The 19,886-nt window shown below is 44.1% G+C and carries 17 protein-coding genes and 1 tRNA gene; 8 read left to right on the forward strand and 10 right to left on the reverse strand.

Translation table 11 applies throughout. From position 1 onward, the window contains the following. Positions 1–3: 3 nt before the first annotated feature. From LRM46_RS02740 to atpC, 3 genes are read left to right on the forward strand one after another with little or no spacing between them, the layout of a single operon-like run. A complete protein-coding gene (locus LRM46_RS02740; protein ID WP_129745556.1) occupies positions 4–399 on the forward strand; it encodes a hypothetical protein in 396 nt (131 codons plus the stop codon). Next, positions 392–1,825: a F0F1 ATP synthase subunit beta gene (atpD, locus tag LRM46_RS02745; protein WP_243812933.1), complete on the forward strand. Its 1,434-nt coding sequence runs from the start codon at positions 392–394 to the stop codon at positions 1,823–1,825. Before LRM46_RS02740 ends, atpD begins: the two co-directional genes overlap by 8 nt. Before the next feature lie 2 nt (positions 1,826–1,827). Next, positions 1,828–2,253 carry an ATP synthase F1 subunit epsilon gene (atpC, locus tag LRM46_RS02750; protein WP_243812934.1) on the forward strand — a complete coding sequence of 142 codons (426 nt, stop codon included), beginning with the start codon at positions 1,828–1,830 and terminating at the stop codon, positions 2,251–2,253. A gap of 117 nt (positions 2,254–2,370) precedes the next feature. Here the strand turns inward: atpC and LRM46_RS02755 are convergent, their stop codons facing one another. The 4 genes from LRM46_RS02755 to LRM46_RS02770 all read right to left on the reverse strand — a co-directional run bounded on the left by LRM46_RS02755 (position 2,371) and on the right by LRM46_RS02770 (position 8,818). Beyond that, complete coding sequence (locus LRM46_RS02755) at positions 2,371–3,141, reverse strand: protein kinase family protein (RefSeq protein ID WP_243812935.1); 771 nt, start codon at positions 3,139–3,141, stop codon at positions 2,371–2,373. A gap of 99 nt (positions 3,142–3,240) precedes the next feature. Beyond that, positions 3,241–3,696 (reverse strand): hypothetical protein, encoded by a 456-nt coding sequence (locus LRM46_RS02760; RefSeq protein WP_129632715.1) that lies wholly within the window; start codon positions 3,694–3,696, stop codon positions 3,241–3,243. Between the two features lies 1 nt (position 3,697). Beyond that, the gene (locus tag LRM46_RS02765) at positions 3,698–4,669 is read right to left on the reverse strand and encodes a tRNA dihydrouridine synthase (protein WP_243812936.1); all 972 of its coding nucleotides are present in this window, start codon (positions 4,667–4,669) and stop codon (positions 3,698–3,700) included. Between the two features lie 852 nt (positions 4,670–5,521). Beyond that, positions 5,522–8,818 (reverse strand): ATP-dependent helicase, encoded by a 3,297-nt coding sequence (locus LRM46_RS02770; RefSeq protein ID WP_243812937.1) that lies wholly within the window; start codon positions 8,816–8,818, stop codon positions 5,522–5,524. A 280-nt stretch (positions 8,819–9,098) separates the two neighbouring features. Between LRM46_RS02770 and LRM46_RS02775 the strand changes: the two genes are divergently transcribed. Continuing rightward, on the forward strand, positions 9,099–9,587 hold the full coding sequence (locus LRM46_RS02775; RefSeq protein WP_129635180.1) for a hypothetical protein: 489 nt from the start codon (positions 9,099–9,101) through the stop codon (positions 9,585–9,587). Continuing rightward, a complete protein-coding gene (locus tag LRM46_RS02780; protein ID WP_243812938.1) occupies positions 9,587–11,899 on the forward strand; it encodes an HAD-IC family P-type ATPase in 2,313 nt (770 codons plus the stop codon). The genes LRM46_RS02775 and LRM46_RS02780 overlap by 1 nt, the downstream gene beginning before the upstream one ends. Before the next feature lie 8 nt (positions 11,900–11,907). On the opposite strand, the gene LRM46_RS03895 is transcribed toward LRM46_RS02780, so the two are convergent. Further along, positions 11,908–12,285, reverse strand: coding sequence for a DUF3021 family protein (locus tag LRM46_RS03895; protein WP_445083015.1), 378 nt, complete (start codon positions 12,283–12,285; stop codon positions 11,908–11,910). 9 nt (positions 12,286–12,294) lie between these two features. Next, the gene (locus LRM46_RS02785) at positions 12,295–13,608 is read right to left on the reverse strand and encodes a class I SAM-dependent RNA methyltransferase (RefSeq protein WP_243812939.1); all 1,314 of its coding nucleotides are present in this window, start codon (positions 13,606–13,608) and stop codon (positions 12,295–12,297) included. A gap of 73 nt (positions 13,609–13,681) precedes the next feature. Between LRM46_RS02785 and LRM46_RS02790 the strand changes: the two genes are divergently transcribed. Continuing rightward, a tRNA-Gln gene (locus LRM46_RS02790) sits at positions 13,682–13,756 on the forward strand. A gap of 46 nt (positions 13,757–13,802) precedes the next feature. Here the strand turns inward: LRM46_RS02790 and LRM46_RS02795 are convergent. The 4 genes from LRM46_RS02795 to LRM46_RS02810 form a co-directional block, all read right to left on the reverse strand. Next, positions 13,803–15,551, reverse strand: coding sequence for a DUF262 domain-containing protein (locus LRM46_RS02795; protein ID WP_243812940.1), 1,749 nt, complete (start codon positions 15,549–15,551; stop codon positions 13,803–13,805). Positions 15,552–15,695: 144 nt separating this feature from the next. Beyond that, a complete protein-coding gene (locus LRM46_RS02800) occupies positions 15,696–16,154 on the reverse strand; it encodes a GreA/GreB family elongation factor (protein WP_243812941.1) in 459 nt (152 codons plus the stop codon). Positions 16,155–16,230: 76 nt separating this feature from the next. Continuing rightward, on the reverse strand, positions 16,231–17,181 hold the full coding sequence (locus LRM46_RS02805; RefSeq protein WP_243812942.1) for a sensor histidine kinase: 951 nt from the start codon (positions 17,179–17,181) through the stop codon (positions 16,231–16,233). Beyond that, positions 17,178–17,846 (reverse strand): response regulator transcription factor, encoded by a 669-nt coding sequence (locus LRM46_RS02810; RefSeq protein ID WP_243812943.1) that lies wholly within the window; start codon positions 17,844–17,846, stop codon positions 17,178–17,180. The genes LRM46_RS02805 and LRM46_RS02810 overlap by 4 nt, the downstream gene beginning before the upstream one ends. Positions 17,847–17,909: 63 nt before the next feature. Here LRM46_RS02810 and LRM46_RS02815 point away from each other — a divergent pair, with 63 nt between their 5' ends. After that, positions 17,910–18,659 carry an ABC transporter ATP-binding protein gene (locus tag LRM46_RS02815; protein ID WP_243809466.1) on the forward strand — a complete coding sequence of 250 codons (750 nt, stop codon included), beginning with the start codon at positions 17,910–17,912 and terminating at the stop codon, positions 18,657–18,659. Continuing rightward, entirely contained in the window at positions 18,652–19,884 is a 1,233-nt protein-coding gene (locus tag LRM46_RS02820; protein WP_243812944.1) for an ABC transporter permease, read from the forward strand. The genes LRM46_RS02815 and LRM46_RS02820 overlap by 8 nt, the downstream gene beginning before the upstream one ends. Positions 19,885–19,886: the final 2 nt, after the last annotated feature.

Consider the following 19,886-nt stretch of genomic DNA (forward strand, 5'->3'; position numbering starts at 1 on the left):
ATTATGAGTAAAAATGAAGGAGCTGCAATGGTTACAATTGAACAAGTGAAACAATTTCTTGCAAAGCATTTTGCATTTAAAGTTTTAGATAAGCGCATAACACCAACCTTGTATGGATGGTTGGTAAGTCTAGTCCCTGATGAGTATTACACTAGCTCCACATACCGACCAACTATACCTGGTGAAGGTGGTCTGCAAATTGATCGAGAGACTGGTGTGTATTATAGACTTCCAGGCACAATGGCTGCTCTTGAGAGAATGAATGAACAATGCAAAAAACTAGGCATTAAGTCAATTGATGATATTCAGTCTCCAGAACACCTTCGTCAATTTGTTGATGGCTTCTTAACTGCACAAGGTAATATCACCGATAATACAACAGGAGCTGTAAATGAGTAAAAATCTAGGTAAAATTATTCAGATTGTTGGCGTGGTCGTTGACGTGGAGTTTCCGCGAGACGTTGAACTTCCAGCGATTTACGATGCGTTGCACGTTAAAAACGGCAATGAGAATTTGGTGCTGGAGGTTGCTCAGCATTTGGACGAGCATACCGTTCGAGCAATTGCCCTGTCTTCGACAGATGGATTGAGTCGTGGCGCAGAAGTTGTTGCGACTGGTGCTCCAATTTCCGTTCCAGTCGGCGCGGAAACTCAAGGACGAATGTTCAATGTCGTCGGTGAAGCGATTGACGAAAAACCGCAACCAAAGGGCAAAACCGCTCCAATTCACCGCCCCGCTCCAGCGCTTTCTGAGCAGTCAAATAAGACTGAAATCTTGGAAACTGGCATTAAGGTTGTTGACTTGATTGCGCCACTTGCTAAGGGTGGAAAAGCTGGCTTGTTTGCTGGTGCTGGTGTTGGTAAAACTGTTCTTATCACTGAGTTGATTAACAATATTGCTAAGTTCCACTCTGGAAACTCTGTTTTTGCTGGTGTTGGTGAGCGAACGCGTGAAGGTAACGACCTTTACTATGAAATGGAAGAAGCTGGCGTTTTGGACAAGACTTCGCTGGTCTTCGGGCAAATGAACGAGCCACCTGGAGCACGTTTGCGCGTGGCATTGTCGGGTCTGGCGATGGCTGAGGCTTTCCGTGACGAAGGTAAGGACGTCTTGCTATTTATCGACAATATTTATCGTTATACTCAGGCTGGTGCCGAGGTGTCAGCATTGCTTGGTCGTTTGCCAAGTGCGGTTGGTTATCAGCCAAACCTCCAGCAGGAAATGGGCGCCTTGCAAGAGCGAATTACCTCAACAAAGAAAGGCTCGATTACCTCTGTTCAGGCTGTCTACGTGCCAGCTGACGACTTGACCGACCCAGCTCCTGCGACGACCTTTGCTCACCTTGACGCTACAATTGTGATGAACCGTGCATTGACGGAAATCGGTATTTATCCAGCGGTTGACGTTTTGGACTCCAGCTCAAACTCGCTTGATCCAGAAATTGTCGGCGAAGAGCATTACCGCGTAGCGCGCGAGGTTCAGCGAATTTTGCAGCAATACAAAGAGCTTCAGGATATCATCGCTATTCTGGGTATGGAAGAATTGTCAGATGATCAGAAGCAGATTGTTGCTCGCGCTCGTCGTATTCAGAGGTTCTTGGCGCAGCCGTTCCATGTGGCTGAGAAGTTTACCGGAAATCCAGGTGTTTACGTTAAATTGGAAGATACCATTCGCGACGCTTCCGATATTTTGGCTGGTAAATACGATGATAAGCCTGAAAACTGGTTCTATATGGTTCAGGGTACGCTGGCTGACCAAGTCGCTCGCGACGCTGAAGCTGAATCTGCCGAGGCTAAAAAACATTCTGAAAAGAAAGCTAAATAGTCATGAAATTGTCATTAGTCACACTTGTCGGTACGAAGGTTGACGAAGAAGTTTATTCGGTGTCAATTCCGACTACTGATGGCGAAATTTCCGTTTTCCCAAGCCATGAGCCGCTAGTGACGATTGCTCGGGACGGCGTGATTACCGTGCGTCGACATAAAGAAGATTCCGATAATCAGTTGGAATATTTCGCAATCTCTGGTGGCGTGGTAAAAATTGATTATTCGTCGGTGCAAATTCTGGTTGATGAAGCTGATCACGGCGATGACATCATCGAGGCAGAAACGCAGAAGGCTCTGGAGCGTGCTATTAAGGCGCGTGATGAAGCTGGCGATCAAGTTGAGCGCGAGAAAGCCAAACAGCTTATCGATCGTCATATGGTGCGATTGAAGGTTGCCGATCTTCATAGGCGTAAGCGACGACACTAGGTTTGAGCGCGTAAATAATTGGACAAGACCCTGCCAATATCGTCGGGGTTTTGTTTTTTTGTGCCTTAAACTGGGCGTGAAGATTGAAAGGTATTGTGCGGTATTATACAGATCTACTCATAGACTACTAGTAACGCGACGGACACTATTCTGTTGCTTTTTTGATAGTGCACCAGCGACTAGAGATAAGTATGGATCAATAAAATATTCCTCGATATACTTATTGTCTAGCACTGGACTAATGTAATCGGGTAATGTATCTATATACGAATGCATGTCATCAGCGATACCGCGACCGCTTTTATCAAAATAAGAGGAAGTTAGGTCTATTGCTCGCTCCTCTCCTGTCTTTACACTGAATGCGGTATTTTTAATTTGCGCGTCGCCATGTGCAACTCCCGATTTATGTAGCCTCGCGAGAGTTGCTGCTCCCACAAGCAGAACCCTTTGTATCTTTTTAGGATTGTCTGTACTGTCGGTAATCGTGTCGCAGCTCACAACATCGTCTTCGAATGCGGATAGCGTATATATAGAATCTCTTCCTGATAAAAATCCTAGTGGTTGGTATGGTTTAATATGTCCTTCACTAATAAGATGTTGTGTAATACAAAATTCTGAAAGTGCAGAAGCGATATTGTCATGAGGCTTAATCGCTACAGGTATTTCTATGTCATTTGTTGACATATTTCCGAACATGATGCCACTTGTTGCGTCCTGTCGTCCTGTATAATAATCTTCAACGGGAGTAAATGTTAATCTTTGACCGCGAGTGACGCTACTCAGCGGTGTATTTTGTCCGCTGGGTGTATTTTCTATTGCCGTACGCAGTTTCCTCTTTGGCTGATCCTGATGTAGTATGCCGCATGCGCACATTTCTGAGGATAACATATTTATATTATATAATATTATCTATACTTTTTCAATCAATTTGCGTATAGTACTAAGACTCTAATTAATACTAATCTAAATAGCGACGTCTTCCGTCGTCTATTCTTTATCTTCAGCGATACCAAAAGTAACAGCCACGAATAGAGACAGAACCACTACAAACCCTGAGATAATGGCGATAGTTTTTGATGTTTTAAATGAAATAGCGTTATTTGTATACACGGATAATGTTGAAAAGGTCTCCATGTCGCTAAAATCAGGCATTGCAAGGCCGCAGATAAATAATGAGATTGACATGACGATAAAGGAAACACGTACTATTGTGGTGAGATGGTCTTTTGATGCATGGCGTTTTTTCATTTGTCGGGAGATGATTGCAAGACAGATACAGCTAACGATAAGCGCCCACGGGGCAAGTAGTGCTAGTACCCAACCGCCGATGCCAGTAATGAATCCGCGTGCGAACGAGAACCAGATAGCACTTACCCATAACGCTATGACGATCCATGTGTCTATGGCCTGTTGTTTTTGTAGTTTTTGTTTTTTTGTTGTCATGTCAATAAGTATAATGTGGATGATCGTTGTGTGCAAGTATTGATCGCACCTCGTCGGTCGTCGTGGTGTGCATCAATTTCTCTCGAAGTTCCTTTGCGCCGTCAAAATCGCGAATATAAATCTTGAAAAAACGTTTTAGGGTTTCAAAAGGTCGCCCTAAAGTCTGCTGGTAAGAATCAAACAAATCCAAGTGATAATTAAGAAGCGTCAACAATTCTTCTTTATGATTATCTGCGTCAGTTTTCGATTCGCGGAAGCAAAACGGATCACTGAAAACGCCTCGCCCGATCATAATTCCATTTACGCCAGGATGCTTTCTGGCAATTTCCAGCCCATGTTCTCTGTCGCGAATGTCGCCGTTGATAGTCAAAAGAGTTTGTGGGGCAATTTCATCGCGCAGTTTAACAATCTCGTCAATCAATTCATAATGCGCCGCAACCTTACTCATCTCTTTTTTTGTGCGCAGATGAATTGTCAAATTCACGATGTCTTGCTTGAGAATTGTCGTCAGCCACTCTCGCCATTCATCAACGTAAGTATAGCCCAGCCGAGTTTTTACGCTAACAGGCAATCCAGATTTTTTGGCGGCATCAATTGCGGCTATCGCTATGTCGGGTCGACGAATCAGAGCCGCGCCACCGCTTTTAATTGCAGACTTGGCGGGACAACCCATATTGATATCAATTCCGTTAAAACCAAGTTCTGCGCAGTGCTTAGCGAAAGTTTCCATATCTCCTGGCTCGCCACCCCAAATTTGCGCAATGAGCGGCTGCTCATCGTCAGTTTTGATTAATCGCCCAGCTATGGCTTTATCGCCAGCGTGAACCCAGCCGGTAGCATTTGCGAACTCGGTGAAAAATATATCTGGCGCGCCAGCCTGTTTCACAACATGACGAAACACGACGTCGGTGACGGCTTCCATTGGTGCCAATATGAAAAATGGCTGCGGTAAATCATTCCAAAACGATGTCATCTCTGTTATTTTATCACAAAAAGGAGAAAACCCCTCACTCTCGCCTTTGAGAATGAGGGGGATGGGGGCTCAAGCGGTTCTGCTCGGAGTAATTCTCAACGTTGAGAAAAACTGCCACGAGTGAACTCACGAGCCCGAAAATTAGAAAACATCAATACTTCCGCGTGCCGGCTCACGTTGCTAGGCGCCATTGCCTAGCAGGGAGTATTGATGAACCTGAACGCCGCCCGTTGGGGCGCTCGATAGCGTTAGGTTTTTTAATTGCCGGATGGCGGACACGGAGGGGGTCGAACCCACTTATCAACCGCTACTCCATTTTCACAACAAAGCGGCGGGATTTTTCCAGAATCATGTCCTTTGATTCTTTTCCGGATTACCGGTCGGCGAATCAAGCCGAGGGCGGACAGACGCCCTCTGCTGACGCGGAGTCAGCGGTTTCGGGGTCGCACAAGCCCCGACTGCCAAAGAAAAAGACTACCAGTGGAGCTTCCTGGGACGGTCGCTCTGACCGGTGGCTGCGTTTTCCGCGGCCTGCTTGTCCAGAACCGTCGCGTACAGACGGTCCAGAGTGGACTTTTCGGCGCCGTTTCTGACAGCGGACTCGTAGTCCTGCTGCGCGCGGCGGCGTGCGTCAGTTTGGTTTCCAGCCAAGGGTTTTCACCCCCTCCCCGCCGAAGTATCGGCGATAGACAAGACAAGGATCTCTAACCATCTTTCAGACCATGCTTTTGTGCGAAGCATGGTCAGGACTTGATACCATTTGTGGCGTCAAGTCGAGAGCTGCTTTATAAATAAAGCGTTTATTATAGTAACACTAATTATAAAAAAACGCAACAATATACCAGAATATTTTTATATTTCGCCCGCCAGCAAGTCTTTTTCGAATTGCAACATTCCCTTATAATCCGCCGAATAGCCAGAAATATCCGGCAGATCTAAAGTGGTTATTTTCTGCCAAATAATCTCAATTAGTTGCGTAAATTCAGTCAGCTCTTCTCTGGAGAATGTATCTTCCAGGTTGAGGATATCGCCGGTCTTCATGTCTGGCTCGACAAATTGTAGTCGCCCGCCAGTAAACGTGAAATTGCTATAATCGCGTGAATGCTCGACCAGCAGCTGATAGAACATCAATTGCTGACGATATTTATGAAGTTTGATTTTCTCGTAATCAGCCGAACCTTTCCAGGAATGCGCCGGTTTGCCAGTTTTATAATCCGTTACGAAGATGGTTTTATTTTGCTTGTCGATGTCGACGACGTCAAGTTTACCGGTCAATCTGGCGTTATCGATAATTACGCCTTGGTTTGAAAAGTCTAATTCCGCCAAGTCTGTGTCGTGAAAATCTGAAGATTTGGCGTTTAAGAACGCGGTCAAAGCCGACTTCCCTTTGTCCAAGTACAATTGAAAATCGTCCGTCGGCAAATGTTGGCTCTCGAGGGATTTTTGGAAGAATTGGAGGATTTGTTCGGTGCTTGGCAATTGGTGATCGGCGCTGAACGAGCAATGTGCTTGCTGGAGGCTGCTGTGAATCGCAGTTCCGTAAGCTGCGGCGGAATTTTTGGCGGATGGAAAATGCAGCAAATTGTTCAATAAGAAATTCTGCGGCCCGCCACGTGAAACGTCGAGGAAGTTGTTCAAATGTGTCGCGGAAAGTTTGTATGTTTCCAGCGCTGGCGCCAATAAATCCTTTAATTCTGGAACAATCGGCGAAGTTAGCCGCGTCGTCCAGTCGGTTTCAGCGAGTTCAATTTGTTCGGCTGGATCATCGCTGGTCGGAATGACGGTTGGTGTGCAATTTGTCAAGAAACTGGCGATTATCGTGTCGCTACCAGAATCGTTGGTTTGGGAATAGGTCATGGTTAATGTGGTTTTGGCGCGAGTCATCGCCACGAAAAACAGCCGAAGTCGCTCGTCGTAAGTGGCACCCGCTGGTTGAAGTTGGAGGTTTGCGGGATATCGGATAGCTCGGCTGCGCGAACGAACCTTCTCGCCCCAAGCGCTGTCAATTGCCCCAATCACAAAAACGTGCGGAAATTCCAAGCCTTTGGATTTGTGTGCGGTCATTAAGTTTATGGCACCGCTGAGTGAACTTGCGTGCGTGCGAATTTGTGTTAAGCGAGTTTTTGTCGAAATGTGCAGGTCAATAAACTCCAAAAAGTCTTCCAGAGTCGGATTTTTATCGGTGATTCGATCGCGAAGTTTTTGGCGTAAAGTACGCAAACTTTCCAGAATCGTCAGATATGCTTCTGGGTTTTTATCTAGCTTTTCTGGCGAGAAATAGAAATTGGCAAGAGAATTGACCTGAAGATCGCCGCTTTCATCGTTAGTTAAGCCTAATAAATTGTCCAATTGCTCTTCCAGCGGCAGATTCGACACATCCTTAGCGCGCTCCAAAAGCCACTCCGCAAATTCCTTGAATACGCTGTTCGCCAGCATACTTTCCAGCCACAATTGCCGATTTTTGTAAGCTTGAAGGCTCAATTTCCAGATGTCCAGTGCAGAAAATCCAAACGCTGGATGAGCCGTAATTTCCGGTAGTAGACTATTGGCAACGTCCAAATTATTCTGGCTAATCGCCACGACAGTTCGCGCTAATTTGTCCAGAATCTGGATTATGTCTTGCTCCAGAATGTCGTCGTGACGCTCGTAATTGACAAAAAGATTTTCCTTATAAAGATGCGGAAGAATCTCAATGAGTTCCTTATGGTGGCGCGCAATAATCGTGATGTTTTCTGGTTTCTCGCCATTTTTTATCAGCTCGGCAATTTGTTTGGCAATTCCCGCTCGCTCTTCGCCAACAGATGAGAACTCTTGGATTTCGACTTTTGAGCCTTCGCTATTTGCGTGTGCGGTCAATTGTTTTGATAGCCCGTCAATTGTGTTTTCCAATCGATCCGCGCCTTGGGTGATGACGTCCCGCGCCGATGACAAAATATTTTCGGCGGAACGATAATTGTCGGTCAAAACAATAATTTTTGGGTCGTGATAATGTTGGCGGAAGCGCTGGATGTTGCCTACGTCTGCGCCTTGGAAGCTGAAGATTGCTTGGTCGTCATCGCCGACCGCCATGATGTTTGGATCGTCGTCGTTCTCGCTGGTCAAATTAAACAATAATCGTAATTGCGCTAAGTTCGTGTCCTGGAATTCGTCGACCATGATGAATTGGAATTGCTCCTGAAGGTTTGCGCGCAGTTCTGGGTGAGATTCGCAGGCTTGAATAACGGATAAAATCATATCGTCGTAGTCAAATAACGAGCGCTCGGATAAAATATTTACATATTTTTCGTAAACGTCAATTGCGGCGGATAATTTTTCTGCAGCGGTAAAATCTTTCAGGACAAATTCGCCATTGGCATTTTTTTCGCACCATTTATTTTTCCAGGCAGTCAGCGGCTTGGTTGAGTTTTCGTCAATTGCTTCTTGAGTGGCATGCACGATGCTCAGCGCCAAAACGTTGGCGTATGGCGTGATTGAGGCTGGCAATTTTGAGTTTTTCTCGTCAGGATTTTTGGCGGCTAAATTGGCAATTTTCTCAGCTATCGGCGCAAACATTTCAATCGTCTTTTTCGATATTTTGGCGGAAAATACTTGCTGAATATCTGGCTCAATTTCGGCGATTGTGCTTTGATTGTCCTCAATAATTGCCCGTAATTCTGACGGCGTTAAGCCGCTTTGCTTGAACTCGGAAATAATGCGAATGAGGTCTTTAATATAAACGAATTCCCCGTTATTTTTCGCGCTTAATGGATTCCGCCAATCAAGTCCTTCGAGTATTCCAGAAATAATTTGATATTGCGTCAATTCGTCAACTGGCTGAGCGTCGGCGCCACGGAAAAAATACTCGCGGTGCTGATTGATGATTTCTGTGCCGAAGCTGTGAAATGTGTGAATCGCAATTTTATACGCGTCCTCACCGATAATCTGGCGGAGTCGTTGGCGCATATTTGTGGCGCCACTTTCGGTAAACGTTAGACATAAAATGCTGTTCGGCAAAGTGTCGGTTTGTCTTAGGATTTGGGCGGTACGCATACTCAGAAGCTCGGTTTTCCCCGTTCCCGGCCCAGCAATTACCAGAAGTGATCCGTGAATGTAGTTGACTGCTTGTCGTTGATTATCGTTTAATTTAGCGTAACGAGTATTGAAATCCATAGTTTTATTCTACCATGTCGGCAGTCTTCAGAACGCAATATCAAAATTGCTAATACCCAAAGCATTAAGCGACTTGAGTTTTGTGTTAATCACGCCATTAAAGATTGTACTGAAGAAAATGTCGACGCTTGGAATGAAAAACATCCAGAAGACGCGTTTAAGGGTAAAAGCCACTTGGATATTTCCCGTCAATCAGTCGAATCGGTCAGACAGTTTGGCTATTAGATTTCATATCTTTGTCATCTCGCGCACCTCATAAAAAAATGGTAAAATATTATCTATGAATAAGGCGACGTACGACGAGCTGGCGCTGGAGCGAATTGCTAAGGAGAAATTTGGTTTTCCAATTGATGTTCAGTCGATAATTTTGTGGCACGCTGATGTTAGTCGCACTGCTAAGGCGTCGGTGTTTTTGACGAATAAAAAGCAGCTGATGATGTATTTGGAGGCGACTTCGCCGTTGATTTTGTCTGACGTTAAAAAGATAATTTCACGAATGGGTATGCGTGCGGAATTATTTCTTCCACCAAAAGGTCAGCCGCGATATTTTGAAGATATTGGCAAGCGCAAATTCCGCGAGGTTTTTCCTGGGAGAAAGCACGTCACGGATGAAGATTTGCATTTTTATAAAACTTTGGCGCCGTATAATCCCGCCTTGGTTTTGATTTCTGAAGTGAAAAATGGCGAGATATATCAATTCGATTCTGACGCGTACGGAAATTGGCGAGTTGGCGCGAGGTTTAGCTACAGAAGGATTCGGGCAATTTAATGCGCGACTACTTGGACATTATCAAGCGGAATCTGCTTTCACCTATTGTCGTGGTGATTTTTCTGCTGGCTGGCGCGCTGGTTTATGTTCGCGAATATCGTGACGCGTGGTTTATTTCGGTGGTGATTGTCGTGAACTCGACGATTGGCATTATCCAGGAATTAAGGGCTAAGCGAGTTTTACGTCAATTGGAATTGATGAGCGCGCCGAAAGCTCGATTGTTAAGAGATGGAAATGTTGTCGAGGTCGGTTATGACGAGCTTAAGGTTGGCGATGAAATTCTTATTCAGGCTGGCGATGAACTACCGGCGGACGCGAAAGTTATTGAGTCAAAAGGCTTGGAGCTGAATGAAAGTATGTTGACCGGCGAGTCTGCGTCGATTGAGAAAAAGGACGGCGATGTCGTGTTGGCGGCGACCACGGTTTTGGCTGGTGAAGGTATGGCGCGAGTAATTGCGATTGGTGACGACACGAAAGCTGGCGCGATTAGCCAAGTCCTGAAGCGTTACAAACCAGAACTCACACCTTTGCAATTGGCGATTTGGCGCGCAATTTACTTCTTGACTTACGGCGCAATTGTTCTGTCGCTACTTATTGCTATCGTCTATTATTTCTCTGGCGATAACGTCGTCGTTATCTTAAAAACTATAACCTCGGCGGCGGTTACGGTCGTGCCTGAAGGTCTGTTGTTGGCGAGTTCTCTGCTTTTGGCGTTCGGCTCACTGCGATTAGCCCAGGCGAAAGTCTTGCCACAAAAATTGTCAGCGATTGAAGCTATGGCGCTTTTGAATTTGCTGGCTGTAGATAAAACAGGCACCTTGACTAGCGATGAAGTGACGCTTGAAAAAGTCGCGGCGTTCAGTGATGAAAATGACTATTTGGATTCTGATATCGCCAGTTTTGCGGCATTAATTTCTCATGAAACCAGTGGCGGGAATATCACTGGTCGTGCAATTTTGGCGGAAGCTACTTCGCCAAAAAATACGAAAGTTTTGGGAGTGATGGCGTTTTCATCGGCGCGTAAAATGGCTGGCGTGAGGGCGAATATTGACGGTGAAATTCGGACTTTGATGATGGGCGCGCCAGAGTTTGTGTCGAAGTTGGCGCCGGTAGATGAGGAGATCCAGAAGAAACTGAATGATTGGGCTGACAATGGCTTGCGTGTGTTGATGCTGGCTGAATTTTCGGACGATAAAACCAAATTGAAAGACTTGAAAAACGGCTCTGGAACGGCAATTGGTGCGGTTGTTCTGCGCAATTCTCTGCGTCATGGCGTTGTTGAAACGGTGGATTTTCTGCAGAGCCAAGGCGTAACTATTCGCGTAATTTCTGGTGATAATCCGCGCACGGTTCAATACATCGCTAAGGAGGCTGGAATTAAACATCCAGAAAAGGCGATTTTAGGCGAGGATTTGGCGGCGCTTAGCGAAGATGAATTTAATAAAGCGGCTGACACTTACACGATTTTTGCCAGAGTTTTGCCAGACCAAAAAGAGCGATTGATTAATCGATTCCAGCAATCTGGCAAGTTCACTGGTATGGTCGGCGACGGTGTAAATGACGCTTTGGCGCTGAAAAAGGCTGACCTCGGTGTGGCTATGTACGCTGGTGCTCCAGCATCGCGTCGAGTTTCCGACATTATATTGCTCAACAATTCGTTCACTTCTCTGCCGATGGGAATGAAATTGGGCAATCAAATTATGCAAGCAATCGAAGTCATCGCTGTTCTGTTTTTCCATAAAATTATTTACGGCGTGACGCTTCTTCTTGCGACGATTCTCATCAATATGAATTATCCGTATTCGCCGCGCCACATTACATTTATGAATATCTTTCTGGTGACGATGCCAACTCTTATGTGGACGCTGTTTCCGCCAGTGCCGAAGCATCGAATAAATCCGAAGAGATTCTGGCATGATACTTTGCTGGCTGTTACGCCGATTGCCTTGATTACTGGCGTGGCTGTCGCGTTCACCTATTGGATTACCTCTGTTATATTCCCTGGTCACGCTGCAGAAGTCGCAACGATGACCGTGCTTACCGCGACTTTATTTGGTGTATATTTGGTGTTCTTGGTGGGGATTATGCTTGACGTAACCATCGATAAATCTGCCAAGCGCGCTCGTCTGCTTTATCTTCTGTCGGTGATTATTGTGGCGGCCGGAAGCTTTAGCTTTGGTTTCCTACGCGATTTCTTCGACTTTACCGTACCGAATTTGTTCATAATGTGGCCAGCTGCTGGCGCAATTGTCGTAGCGATGTTAGCTCAGCTATTCATTGCTCGCTGGGCTGGTCGACGAATTGTTCGGTAGGAACTTGTCTATCTATTCAGTAATTTGCCAAAAACGATATATCCTATAGTCCAGAAAACGCAACCGCATAGTAAAAATATTCCGAATACTTTCAAATAGTCTGCGAACGAGCTTAACTCGTACCAGCCACTTATCAATAGACAAGGAAAAATTGTTAATATCATGACGATAAAATGTATGGCAGATTGTTTGAGTAATGACCATTTTTCAATGTCGTATATTACAGATGCGGCTGCGACTATGGATATTATGATGCCAGATAAGAATGTCCCCTTAATCTGTGACGGGTCAATTTTTTGATATGTCATTATGAGCGCTAATGCCGACATTATAACGAAAGGAATAATTCCTCTAAACGTAGCTTGCTTTAATATTCTAGTCTTCATGGCTATAGATTACGCTTTCTTATCCAAAACCACAAGGTGCTCAATGTGCGGCGTTCTCGGGAAGAAGTTGTAGCCTTGATGATGCACGATTTCATATTTTTCCTGAAGTAGGCTGACGTCTCGCGCCTGCGTGACTGGATTACAGCTCAGATAAATAATCCGAGGCGGCTCTGTTTCCAGCAGTCTATTAGTAACATCCGCGTGAAGTCCAGCGCGCGGCGGATCAACGATGACAATTTGCTCGCCCGTTATATATTCCAGAGATTTTTCGCTCGGTGCCAAAATTGCCTTGGCGTTCGGTCGATTCAGCTTGGTAATATTCCTCCGCATTTCCGCGACGGCATGTTCGTTAATTTCCACCAGCGTCACGTCATCACCCCCAATTGTCAAACCGATTGTCCCAACTCCAGAGTAAAGGTCAAGTGTCGGCAATTTTTCATTGCAATCGATCCACGCTTTCATGTCGCTTAGGGCTTTTTCGTAAACGGGAATGTTGACCTGGAAAAATCCTTCGCAGGCGTAGTTGAAGGCGACGCCTAAAATCGTGTCGCTCAGTGTCGTGTCGCCGAATTTGTTCAAGCGTTCTGTGATCCTGCTGGCTGGGCTTTTGGGGTCGGAATAGATTATTTCGCCGCCCGCGGCTGATAGCAATTTGACTTCATCGTCGGAAATCAGATTTTCTATCTTATTTTTTACGTACAATTGCCAGACGGCGTTTCCCTGTTGATCTGAGCGAATCAAGAGTGTTTTTAATTGGCGCGCGACAATCGGTTTTTCTCGTAATAGGTCGCGAATTTCAATTGCCAATTTATTTATGCTCGGGTGCGCCAAGCTGGTTCCGTCGACGACAACTTTTCCCTTGCCGCCACGCTTGAAAAACGCCAAGTCCAAAGTTTCTTTTTCGTCGTCGTCCGTTTTGTCGCCGAACCAGCTGAACTCGACTTTATTGCGATAATTAAATTCTACGCCGTCGGTAAAGACGTCAATTTTACCTGGCAATGTAATATTGTGAAGCAAAAAAGCCTCTTCGATTAGCGACGCTTTGTACGATTGCTCGCTGGACATCGGCATTATTTGCCAAGGACTGGTGCTTAAATAACTATTTTCATCCTTCGGCGTAATTCGCTCTGGACTTTTCTCGATAATTTCCGTCACTATTCCTTCGACGAAGTGTGATTTTTTCTTTGTCACGCGAATCGTTACAAGTTCTTTTGGCAACCCTCCCCAGACGAATGCTTTGCGACCGTCGTCAAGCGTCCCGATGGCTTGCCCGCCGCCAACGATTTTTTCCAATCTTAAAGTCTCAAAAATTTGTTTTCTCATTAGGTTATATTATATCAGGATGTGTGGATTTTTTCTGGCTGGCGTGCTATAATCGTCATTGTCCTGGCAATAGTGGGACGTCGCCAAGTGGTAAGGCACTGGGTTTTGGTCCCAGCATTCGCAGGTTCGAATCCTGCCGTCCCAGCCAAATTTGACAGACATAAATTATCGCTCTTTTGGGCGATTTTTTGTTTTTAAGCAATCAAGCCATTTTTATCTAGTAAATTCATAAAATCGTCAATAAACAAATTAGTCCTCTCAACAATTTCTTTTTCTCCGAATTTTTTATAAACATTGCTTATATTCTTGAGTTCAAGATTTTCTGTTCCGCCTATGCGCTGTCCTCTACTATTATCAAAACCCTGGTAATATTTAATTTTATCTTCGAACCTATAGTCGGATGCGCGAATATTGACTCGTTTTTCTAAAAGAGATTTATTACCAAGGAGGTCGATTTGCCGATTATTAGACAATCCTTTCTCATTTTCTTGTCGCTTTCTGGGATAAATATGTTCAATATCAAACTGCTGAGAGAGTTTTGGATATGATTGCTCTTTATTGAGCATCATACGAAGCGCCAGCATGGATTTAGTGATTGGTCTGCCGTTTTTGAAATCATAAATAAGGATCGCACTGCGTGTTTGCTCTTTATCAAATTTGAAGTCTGAGAATGTAACTTCATTTAGATTAACTATATTCAGCATCTCGGCAAAAATAGGCGTTCTTAATGCGTTCACGCCTGGGTGCATTATTGCGTATCCCCATATGAATGCAATTGTACGATCGAGAAACATCTTAAAGTCTTCATCATCCAATTTTCCGTCTTCGGTGCGATTTGCTAAATAGTAAACAGATATGAAATAATTCCACATGCTATTTGGAGCATAGTTTAATATGAATAATTTCTTTAAAACCTCTTCGCTGAAACGTTCACGATTTTGATCGGTAATATCTTCCCAGAATTGAGCAAGATCTTTAAGATTTTCAAAAGTGTCATCTTGTTTAAGTACGGAATATTTATCGCGCTCATAGAATCTTCTAAGTGACTCGGTCGTGGAAGACTTGTTATTGTCTCGCTTGGCACGAATAAAATACATGTATCTCGTAAACAAATCGTCCATTGGTGTGCCGGTGATTGGGTGAAAGATTTTTTCACATGTCTCCTCGAGTTTTTTCCAATCTTTAATAAACTCATCCCTGTCGTCTTCGCTTTTCTGTTTGTAATATTGATAGAATTGAGCCTTAAAAATATCAGAATCTGAAAGTGGGAGACCTCTATCGTTTAATGTTGAGAATATGCGAAGAGCGGTATCTTGAGATTCGGCTTCGATTGGCATTAAGATGCAGTTATTAAGAATTCTTGCTGGCAAGTTCTTTGCAAAAGTTGGGAAGCTATTGATGAATTCATCGACTTTTTTAAGGAAAAATCTAAAGTTATTGGCGTATCGGCTAGTTTGGTTGTCGGTAACGATGCCTGTTCTTAGAATTGAAAGGAATTCCTCCTTGTCTTTATCAGTGGCGACAACAGAATCTATTTTTAGGTGATCTTTATCTGGCTTGCCCATTTCATCTGTTTTCCATATACAGCTGGCGATGCGTTCGGAAAAGTCTTTTGAGCCTTGGTCTTGCATTTTGGTGAAGCGATCGTAAAAAGCTCGAAGGAGAAGCATGAATGTGGTTAGGCGCTGCTGACCGTCGATCACTTCTTGTTGTTTTTTGTCGTTTTCAAAAGTCACAATTGAACCGAGAAAATACTCGTCGTTACTATCGAACTTTGTGGCATCATTGTCTGGTATTGCAAAAGAAAATATATCATCCCAGAGAGTCTGACAACTATCCTCATCCCACGCATATGGACGCTGGTAATCTGGTATGATGTAGTCTGCTTTTCTATCCGATAAGAGTGCATAGATACTTTTTTGGTCTACGTTTAGCTTTGACATAATATCCCCCGTTTATTTTTTGTCGCTAAATTTGTGAATATTCTTAGTGTAATTATAGCATGCCGCAGCATCGGCTTATTGCTTTATATAAAAAAAGCTCCCACTCGCTAGTGAGAGCTAAACTGTCGTGGTGGACAATTTGGATTAGCTAATTTTAACGACTTGTAGCTGTCTGGTCATCAAGCCATTTTTCCAGGAAACAGTTTCGGATTTCTTGCGGTTCAGTAGACTTTTTCCTAGTGGACTATCCACGGAAATTCGCCCGTCCAGAGGGTTTGCTTCCAGGCTATGAACCAGCGTATAGCGGAAAATTTTTCCCTGCTGATCCACCAAATCCACGACTGAGCCAATAGCAATTTTCAATCGATCGCGCTTCCTTGGCAGCGGCTTGGCGTGGCGTAAAATGTCCTTCTTCATAAAGATTTTTGATTGAATATTTTCCAGCTGCGTAATTACATCGTTGCGGCGTAATTTGTCATCACGCGATTTGGCGCGCCCAATTTCTTTCAATTCTAATATGAGCGCTTTCTCTGAAATCTCTAGTCCAGAAATTTCTTTCTGGAGCTCCTTAAATCCTTTTTTGCTTAAAAATGTTGTACTCATACTTCCCCTTTCGGATCGGCAATTTGCCAATCAACAATCCTATTACAACATCTAATTCTGAAAAATAGCTGAAAATTTACAGAATCGGCAAAGAGATTGTGAAAATGGCTGAGTTTTTTGAGGTACTAACAGAGATTTGCCCGCCTAGCGCTTTTGTCAATTGCTCCGCTAATGGCAATCCTAAGCCGTAGCCTTTTGTGCTTTGGCTACCGCGGAAAAATCGCTCAAAAACGTGTGGCAGAGTTTGTTGTGAAATCGTGCCGTCGTTGATGAAGTTGACGGTGATGTTTTGTTTCGATGGAATGATGCAAATTTTTACCACAGAATTTTTCGGACTATGTTTCAATGAATTGTCGAGTAAAATCGCGCACAATTCTCGCGTCGCAGTGTGATGAAGCGGAATATTTATGTGTTCTGGGCAATTCATTTTAACTCGCGCTTCGGCTTTTCGTTCGCGGATGAGTTCGGATATCAATTCCGTCAAGTTAAAACTTTTATCTTCCAGTGCCAACTTATTTTCTGTCCGCGACAGTTCCAGAAGCATCGCTGTAAGCTCAGTCAACTTATTTATTTCCTCCAAATTGCTTTCCAGAGTTTCTGTAAGTTCCGCCTTATTCGCCTTCCGATTTTTTAGCGAAAATTCAGTTTCTGCCTTCATAATTGCTAGAGGCGTTCGGAGCTGATGGCTGGCATTAGCAACAAATCGCGATTGAGCTTTGTGGGCGGTTTCTATCGGTCGCAAAGTAATTTTCGCCAATAAATATGAACACCAACCGCCAGCGAGCAGAACTATAAGATTTATATAGCCCAAACTAATTAAAAGATTTCGAGTTGAATTATCTATTCTTTCCGACAAATTGATTGCAGGAAAATCGCCCTTCCTTTGAACGATAATTTTATGAATTTGCGCATCAACTTCCGAGCGCGCCACCTGAAAAATAATACTACTAAACAGCAAACTGACGATCATCAAAATCATCAAATACCAGCCCGCCAGCTTAATTGTTGCTGAAGTAAAAATTTTCATGATTCAATCCTATAACCGAAACCGCGCACGGTTTTTATCAATTGTTTTTTGAACGGTTTGTCGATTTTTTGGCGTAGATTTTTTATGTACGCCTCGACATTATTCGGCAAAATATCGGCGTCAAAATCCCAAACGTGATCAATCAGCGTTTCTTTACTGAGAATCTGGTTCGGATGCTGCATCAAATATTCCAGCAGCGCATATTCTTTGCTCGTGAGGTCGATAATTTTTCCTGCGCGAGTTACGGTTTGCTGCTGCTTGTCAATTCTCAAATCGTCAATTTTCAAGATGTCTGGTTGCTGAATTGGCGGCCGACGAAGCAAGGCTCGCACGCGCGCCAACAATTCATCAATTGCAAAAGGCTTAGTCAAATAATCATCGGCTCCCACGTCCAGTCCGAGCGTTTTATCTTCGGTCGTACTCAGGGCTGTCAGAAACAGAATTGGCATATTTTTCCCGTTTTCGCGCAATTTTTTAACAATCTCCGTGCCTTCTAATCCCGGCAGCATTCGATCAACAATCAACAAGTCATATGGCTGACTGTCCGCCAAATTAAAGCCCTCTTCTCCGTCGTACGCCGCATCGACCGCGTATTTTTCGCGCTTCAAAGATTCGGTTATGATCCTCGCAATTTTTCGTTCGTCCTCAATAACCAGCAGTCGCATATTTATATTATATCTTTTTTCCTGCGCTAAGTGCTATAATTTTATTTAAAGAAAAGGAGGCGTATGCCAGATAATAAAAAAATGGTTGAGATTCGTCATTTTAAGATGAGTTTCGGCGATAAAACTGTTATTAAAGATCTGAGTTTTGATGTTTTTCGCGGCGAAGTTTTTGGTTTTTTGGGAAGCAATGGCTCGGGAAAAACTACGACGTTGCGCGCACTGCTTGGACTATACCAGCCGACCGCGGGTGATTTATTGATAAACGGCAAGCCATATTCGGTGGAGAGTCAGATTCGCCTCGGATATCTTCCTGAGGAGCGCGGCTTGTATAAAAAAGAAAAAGTCTTAGACGTGATGCTCTACTTTGGTCAATTGAAAGGCTTGAGTCGCAAAGAAGCTAAGGATTTTTCTCTGAAGTTTTTGGAGCGTGTCAATTTAAGCGATAAGGCTAATACGCAACTTGATAAATTATCTGGCGGACAGCAACAGAAAATCCAGCTCGGCGTAACAATTATGGGCGATCCAGAACTACTGATTATGGACGAGCCAGCCAAAGGTTTTGATCCAGTGAATCGCCGTTTGTTGATGAATATAATTGAGGAGCAACGAAAAGCTGGCGCGACAATTATTTACGTTACGCACCAGATGGAGGAAGTCGAAAGATTGTGCGATCGCTTGATTTTATTGAAAGATGGTCAAGCGGCGGCGTACGGCACATTGGAAGAAGTAAAAAGTCAATTTGGCGGCGCGTCAATGGATGACATTTTTGTCCAAGTTTACGGCGGCGAAGCGAAGGAGTTGAGTGATGAGTAAAATGCATAATTTGGGGACGGTTTTCAAATTTGAAACGCTTAGAACGCTGAAAAAACCGACGTTTTGGTTGACGGCTTTAGGGTTTCCTCTGTTGATTGGCGTGCTGTACGGCATTATGTTTTGGTCACAAAGTACGACTATTGAAGCGTCAAAAAATCTGGAAAAGCAAGAATTTTCGCTGGAAGTCACGGACGATTCGAAGTTCGTGAAGCCAGAATTACTGACGGCAATTAAAGCCAGAACCGCCAAATCGAAAGAATCTGGAATTGACGACGTAAAAAATAATAAGGTTGATGCGTATATTTATTTTCCAAAGGATTTGAGCAAGCAAAAGGTTGAAGTTTATGGTAAAGATGTTGGGTTATTCCAAAACGGAAAATACAGCGCGGTGGCGCAGAGCTTATTGAGCCAATCAGTAGCAAGCGACGTTAATCCAGCACAAGTTGCAATTCTACGCGGCAAAGTCCAATTGTTATCAACCACATATCTGGACGGAAAAGAACACGGCGGCATTAATGAGATGATTGTGCCGGGAATGTTTTTGGTTATTTTGTTCATTCTCATCAGTATTTTTGGCAATCAAATGCTCATTAGCACCACCGAGGAAAAAGAAAATCGCACGGTGGAAATGCTGCTCACGACCGTTAAAACCGACACTTTGATTACGGGTAAAATTCTGTCTTTGATGGTGTTGGCTTTGATTCAGATTTTGGTGATTGTTTTGCCAGTTTTGGCGGGCTATTTGGCATTTGGCTCGAAGTTGCAATTGCCTAATCTGGACTTGAGCACGCTCGTGTTTGATCCTGTGAGAATTGGTCTGGCGATCATAATTTTCTCCGCAAGCTTCACTTTATTTACGGGAATGTTGGTAACTTTGGGCGCGATGATGCCGACCGCCAAAGAAGCCAGTCAGTGGTTCGGAATTGTGATTATGCTATTCATTGGCCCATTTTACGGAATCACGGCGTTCGTTTCCTTCCCTGATTATTTCTTCGTTAAGTTCTTATCGCTATTTCCATTCACCGCGCCGATTCCATTGTTATTACGAAACGCAATAGGCAATTTGCCAATTTGGGAAGCTTTGCTCGGTACGGCAATTTTGGTCGCTACGGCGGTGTTTGTTATGTGGCTATCGGTGCGCGTTTTCCGCTACGGCGCGATGTCTTATGATAGTAAATTATCTCTGTCGGCGTTGCGAACACGCCGAAAAGCTGGTAAAGTTTAGGT

The organism is Candidatus Nanosynbacter sp. HMT-352, from assembly GCF_022819345.1.
GTDB lineage: Bacteria > Patescibacteriota > Saccharimonadia > Saccharimonadales > Saccharimonadaceae > Nanosynbacter.

Bases quoted from the DNA above. Each gene is read 5' to 3' on its own strand.
- LRM46_RS02805 (WP_243812942.1), bottom strand. From the start codon at position 17,181: ATGAAAATTTTTACTTCAGCAACAATTAAGCTGGCGGGCTGGTATTTG.
- LRM46_RS02815 (WP_243809466.1), top strand. From the start codon at position 17,910: ATGCCAGATAATAAAAAAATGGTTGAGATTCGTCATTTTAAGATGAGT.
- LRM46_RS02785 (WP_243812939.1), bottom strand. From the start codon at position 13,608: ATGAGAAAACAAATTTTTGAGACTTTAAGATTGGAAAAAATCGTTGGC.
- LRM46_RS02820 (WP_243812944.1), top strand. From the start codon at position 18,652: ATGAGTAAAATGCATAATTTGGGGACGGTTTTCAAATTTGAAACGCTT.
- LRM46_RS02760 (WP_129632715.1), bottom strand. From the start codon at position 3,696: ATGACAACAAAAAAACAAAAACTACAAAAACAACAGGCCATAGACACA.
- LRM46_RS03895 (WP_445083015.1), bottom strand. From the start codon at position 12,285: ATGAAGACTAGAATATTAAAGCAAGCTACGTTTAGAGGAATTATTCCT.
- LRM46_RS02755 (WP_243812935.1), bottom strand. From the start codon at position 3,141: ATGTTATCCTCAGAAATGTGCGCATGCGGCATACTACATCAGGATCAG.
- LRM46_RS02795 (WP_243812940.1), bottom strand. From the start codon at position 15,551: ATGTCAAAGCTAAACGTAGACCAAAAAAGTATCTATGCACTCTTATCG.
- atpC (WP_243812934.1), top strand. From the start codon at position 1,828: ATGAAATTGTCATTAGTCACACTTGTCGGTACGAAGGTTGACGAAGAA.
- atpD (WP_243812933.1), top strand. From the start codon at position 392: ATGAGTAAAAATCTAGGTAAAATTATTCAGATTGTTGGCGTGGTCGTT.
- LRM46_RS02740 (WP_129745556.1), top strand. From the start codon at position 4: ATGAGTAAAAATGAAGGAGCTGCAATGGTTACAATTGAACAAGTGAAA.
- LRM46_RS02810 (WP_243812943.1), bottom strand. From the start codon at position 17,846: ATGCGACTGCTGGTTATTGAGGACGAACGAAAAATTGCGAGGATCATA.
- LRM46_RS02770 (WP_243812937.1), bottom strand. From the start codon at position 8,818: ATGGATTTCAATACTCGTTACGCTAAATTAAACGATAATCAACGACAA.
- LRM46_RS02800 (WP_243812941.1), bottom strand. From the start codon at position 16,154: ATGAGTACAACATTTTTAAGCAAAAAAGGATTTAAGGAGCTCCAGAAA.
- LRM46_RS02765 (WP_243812936.1), bottom strand. From the start codon at position 4,669: ATGACATCGTTTTGGAATGATTTACCGCAGCCATTTTTCATATTGGCA.
- LRM46_RS02780 (WP_243812938.1), top strand. From the start codon at position 9,587: ATGCGCGACTACTTGGACATTATCAAGCGGAATCTGCTTTCACCTATT.
- LRM46_RS02775 (WP_129635180.1), top strand. From the start codon at position 9,099: ATGAATAAGGCGACGTACGACGAGCTGGCGCTGGAGCGAATTGCTAAG.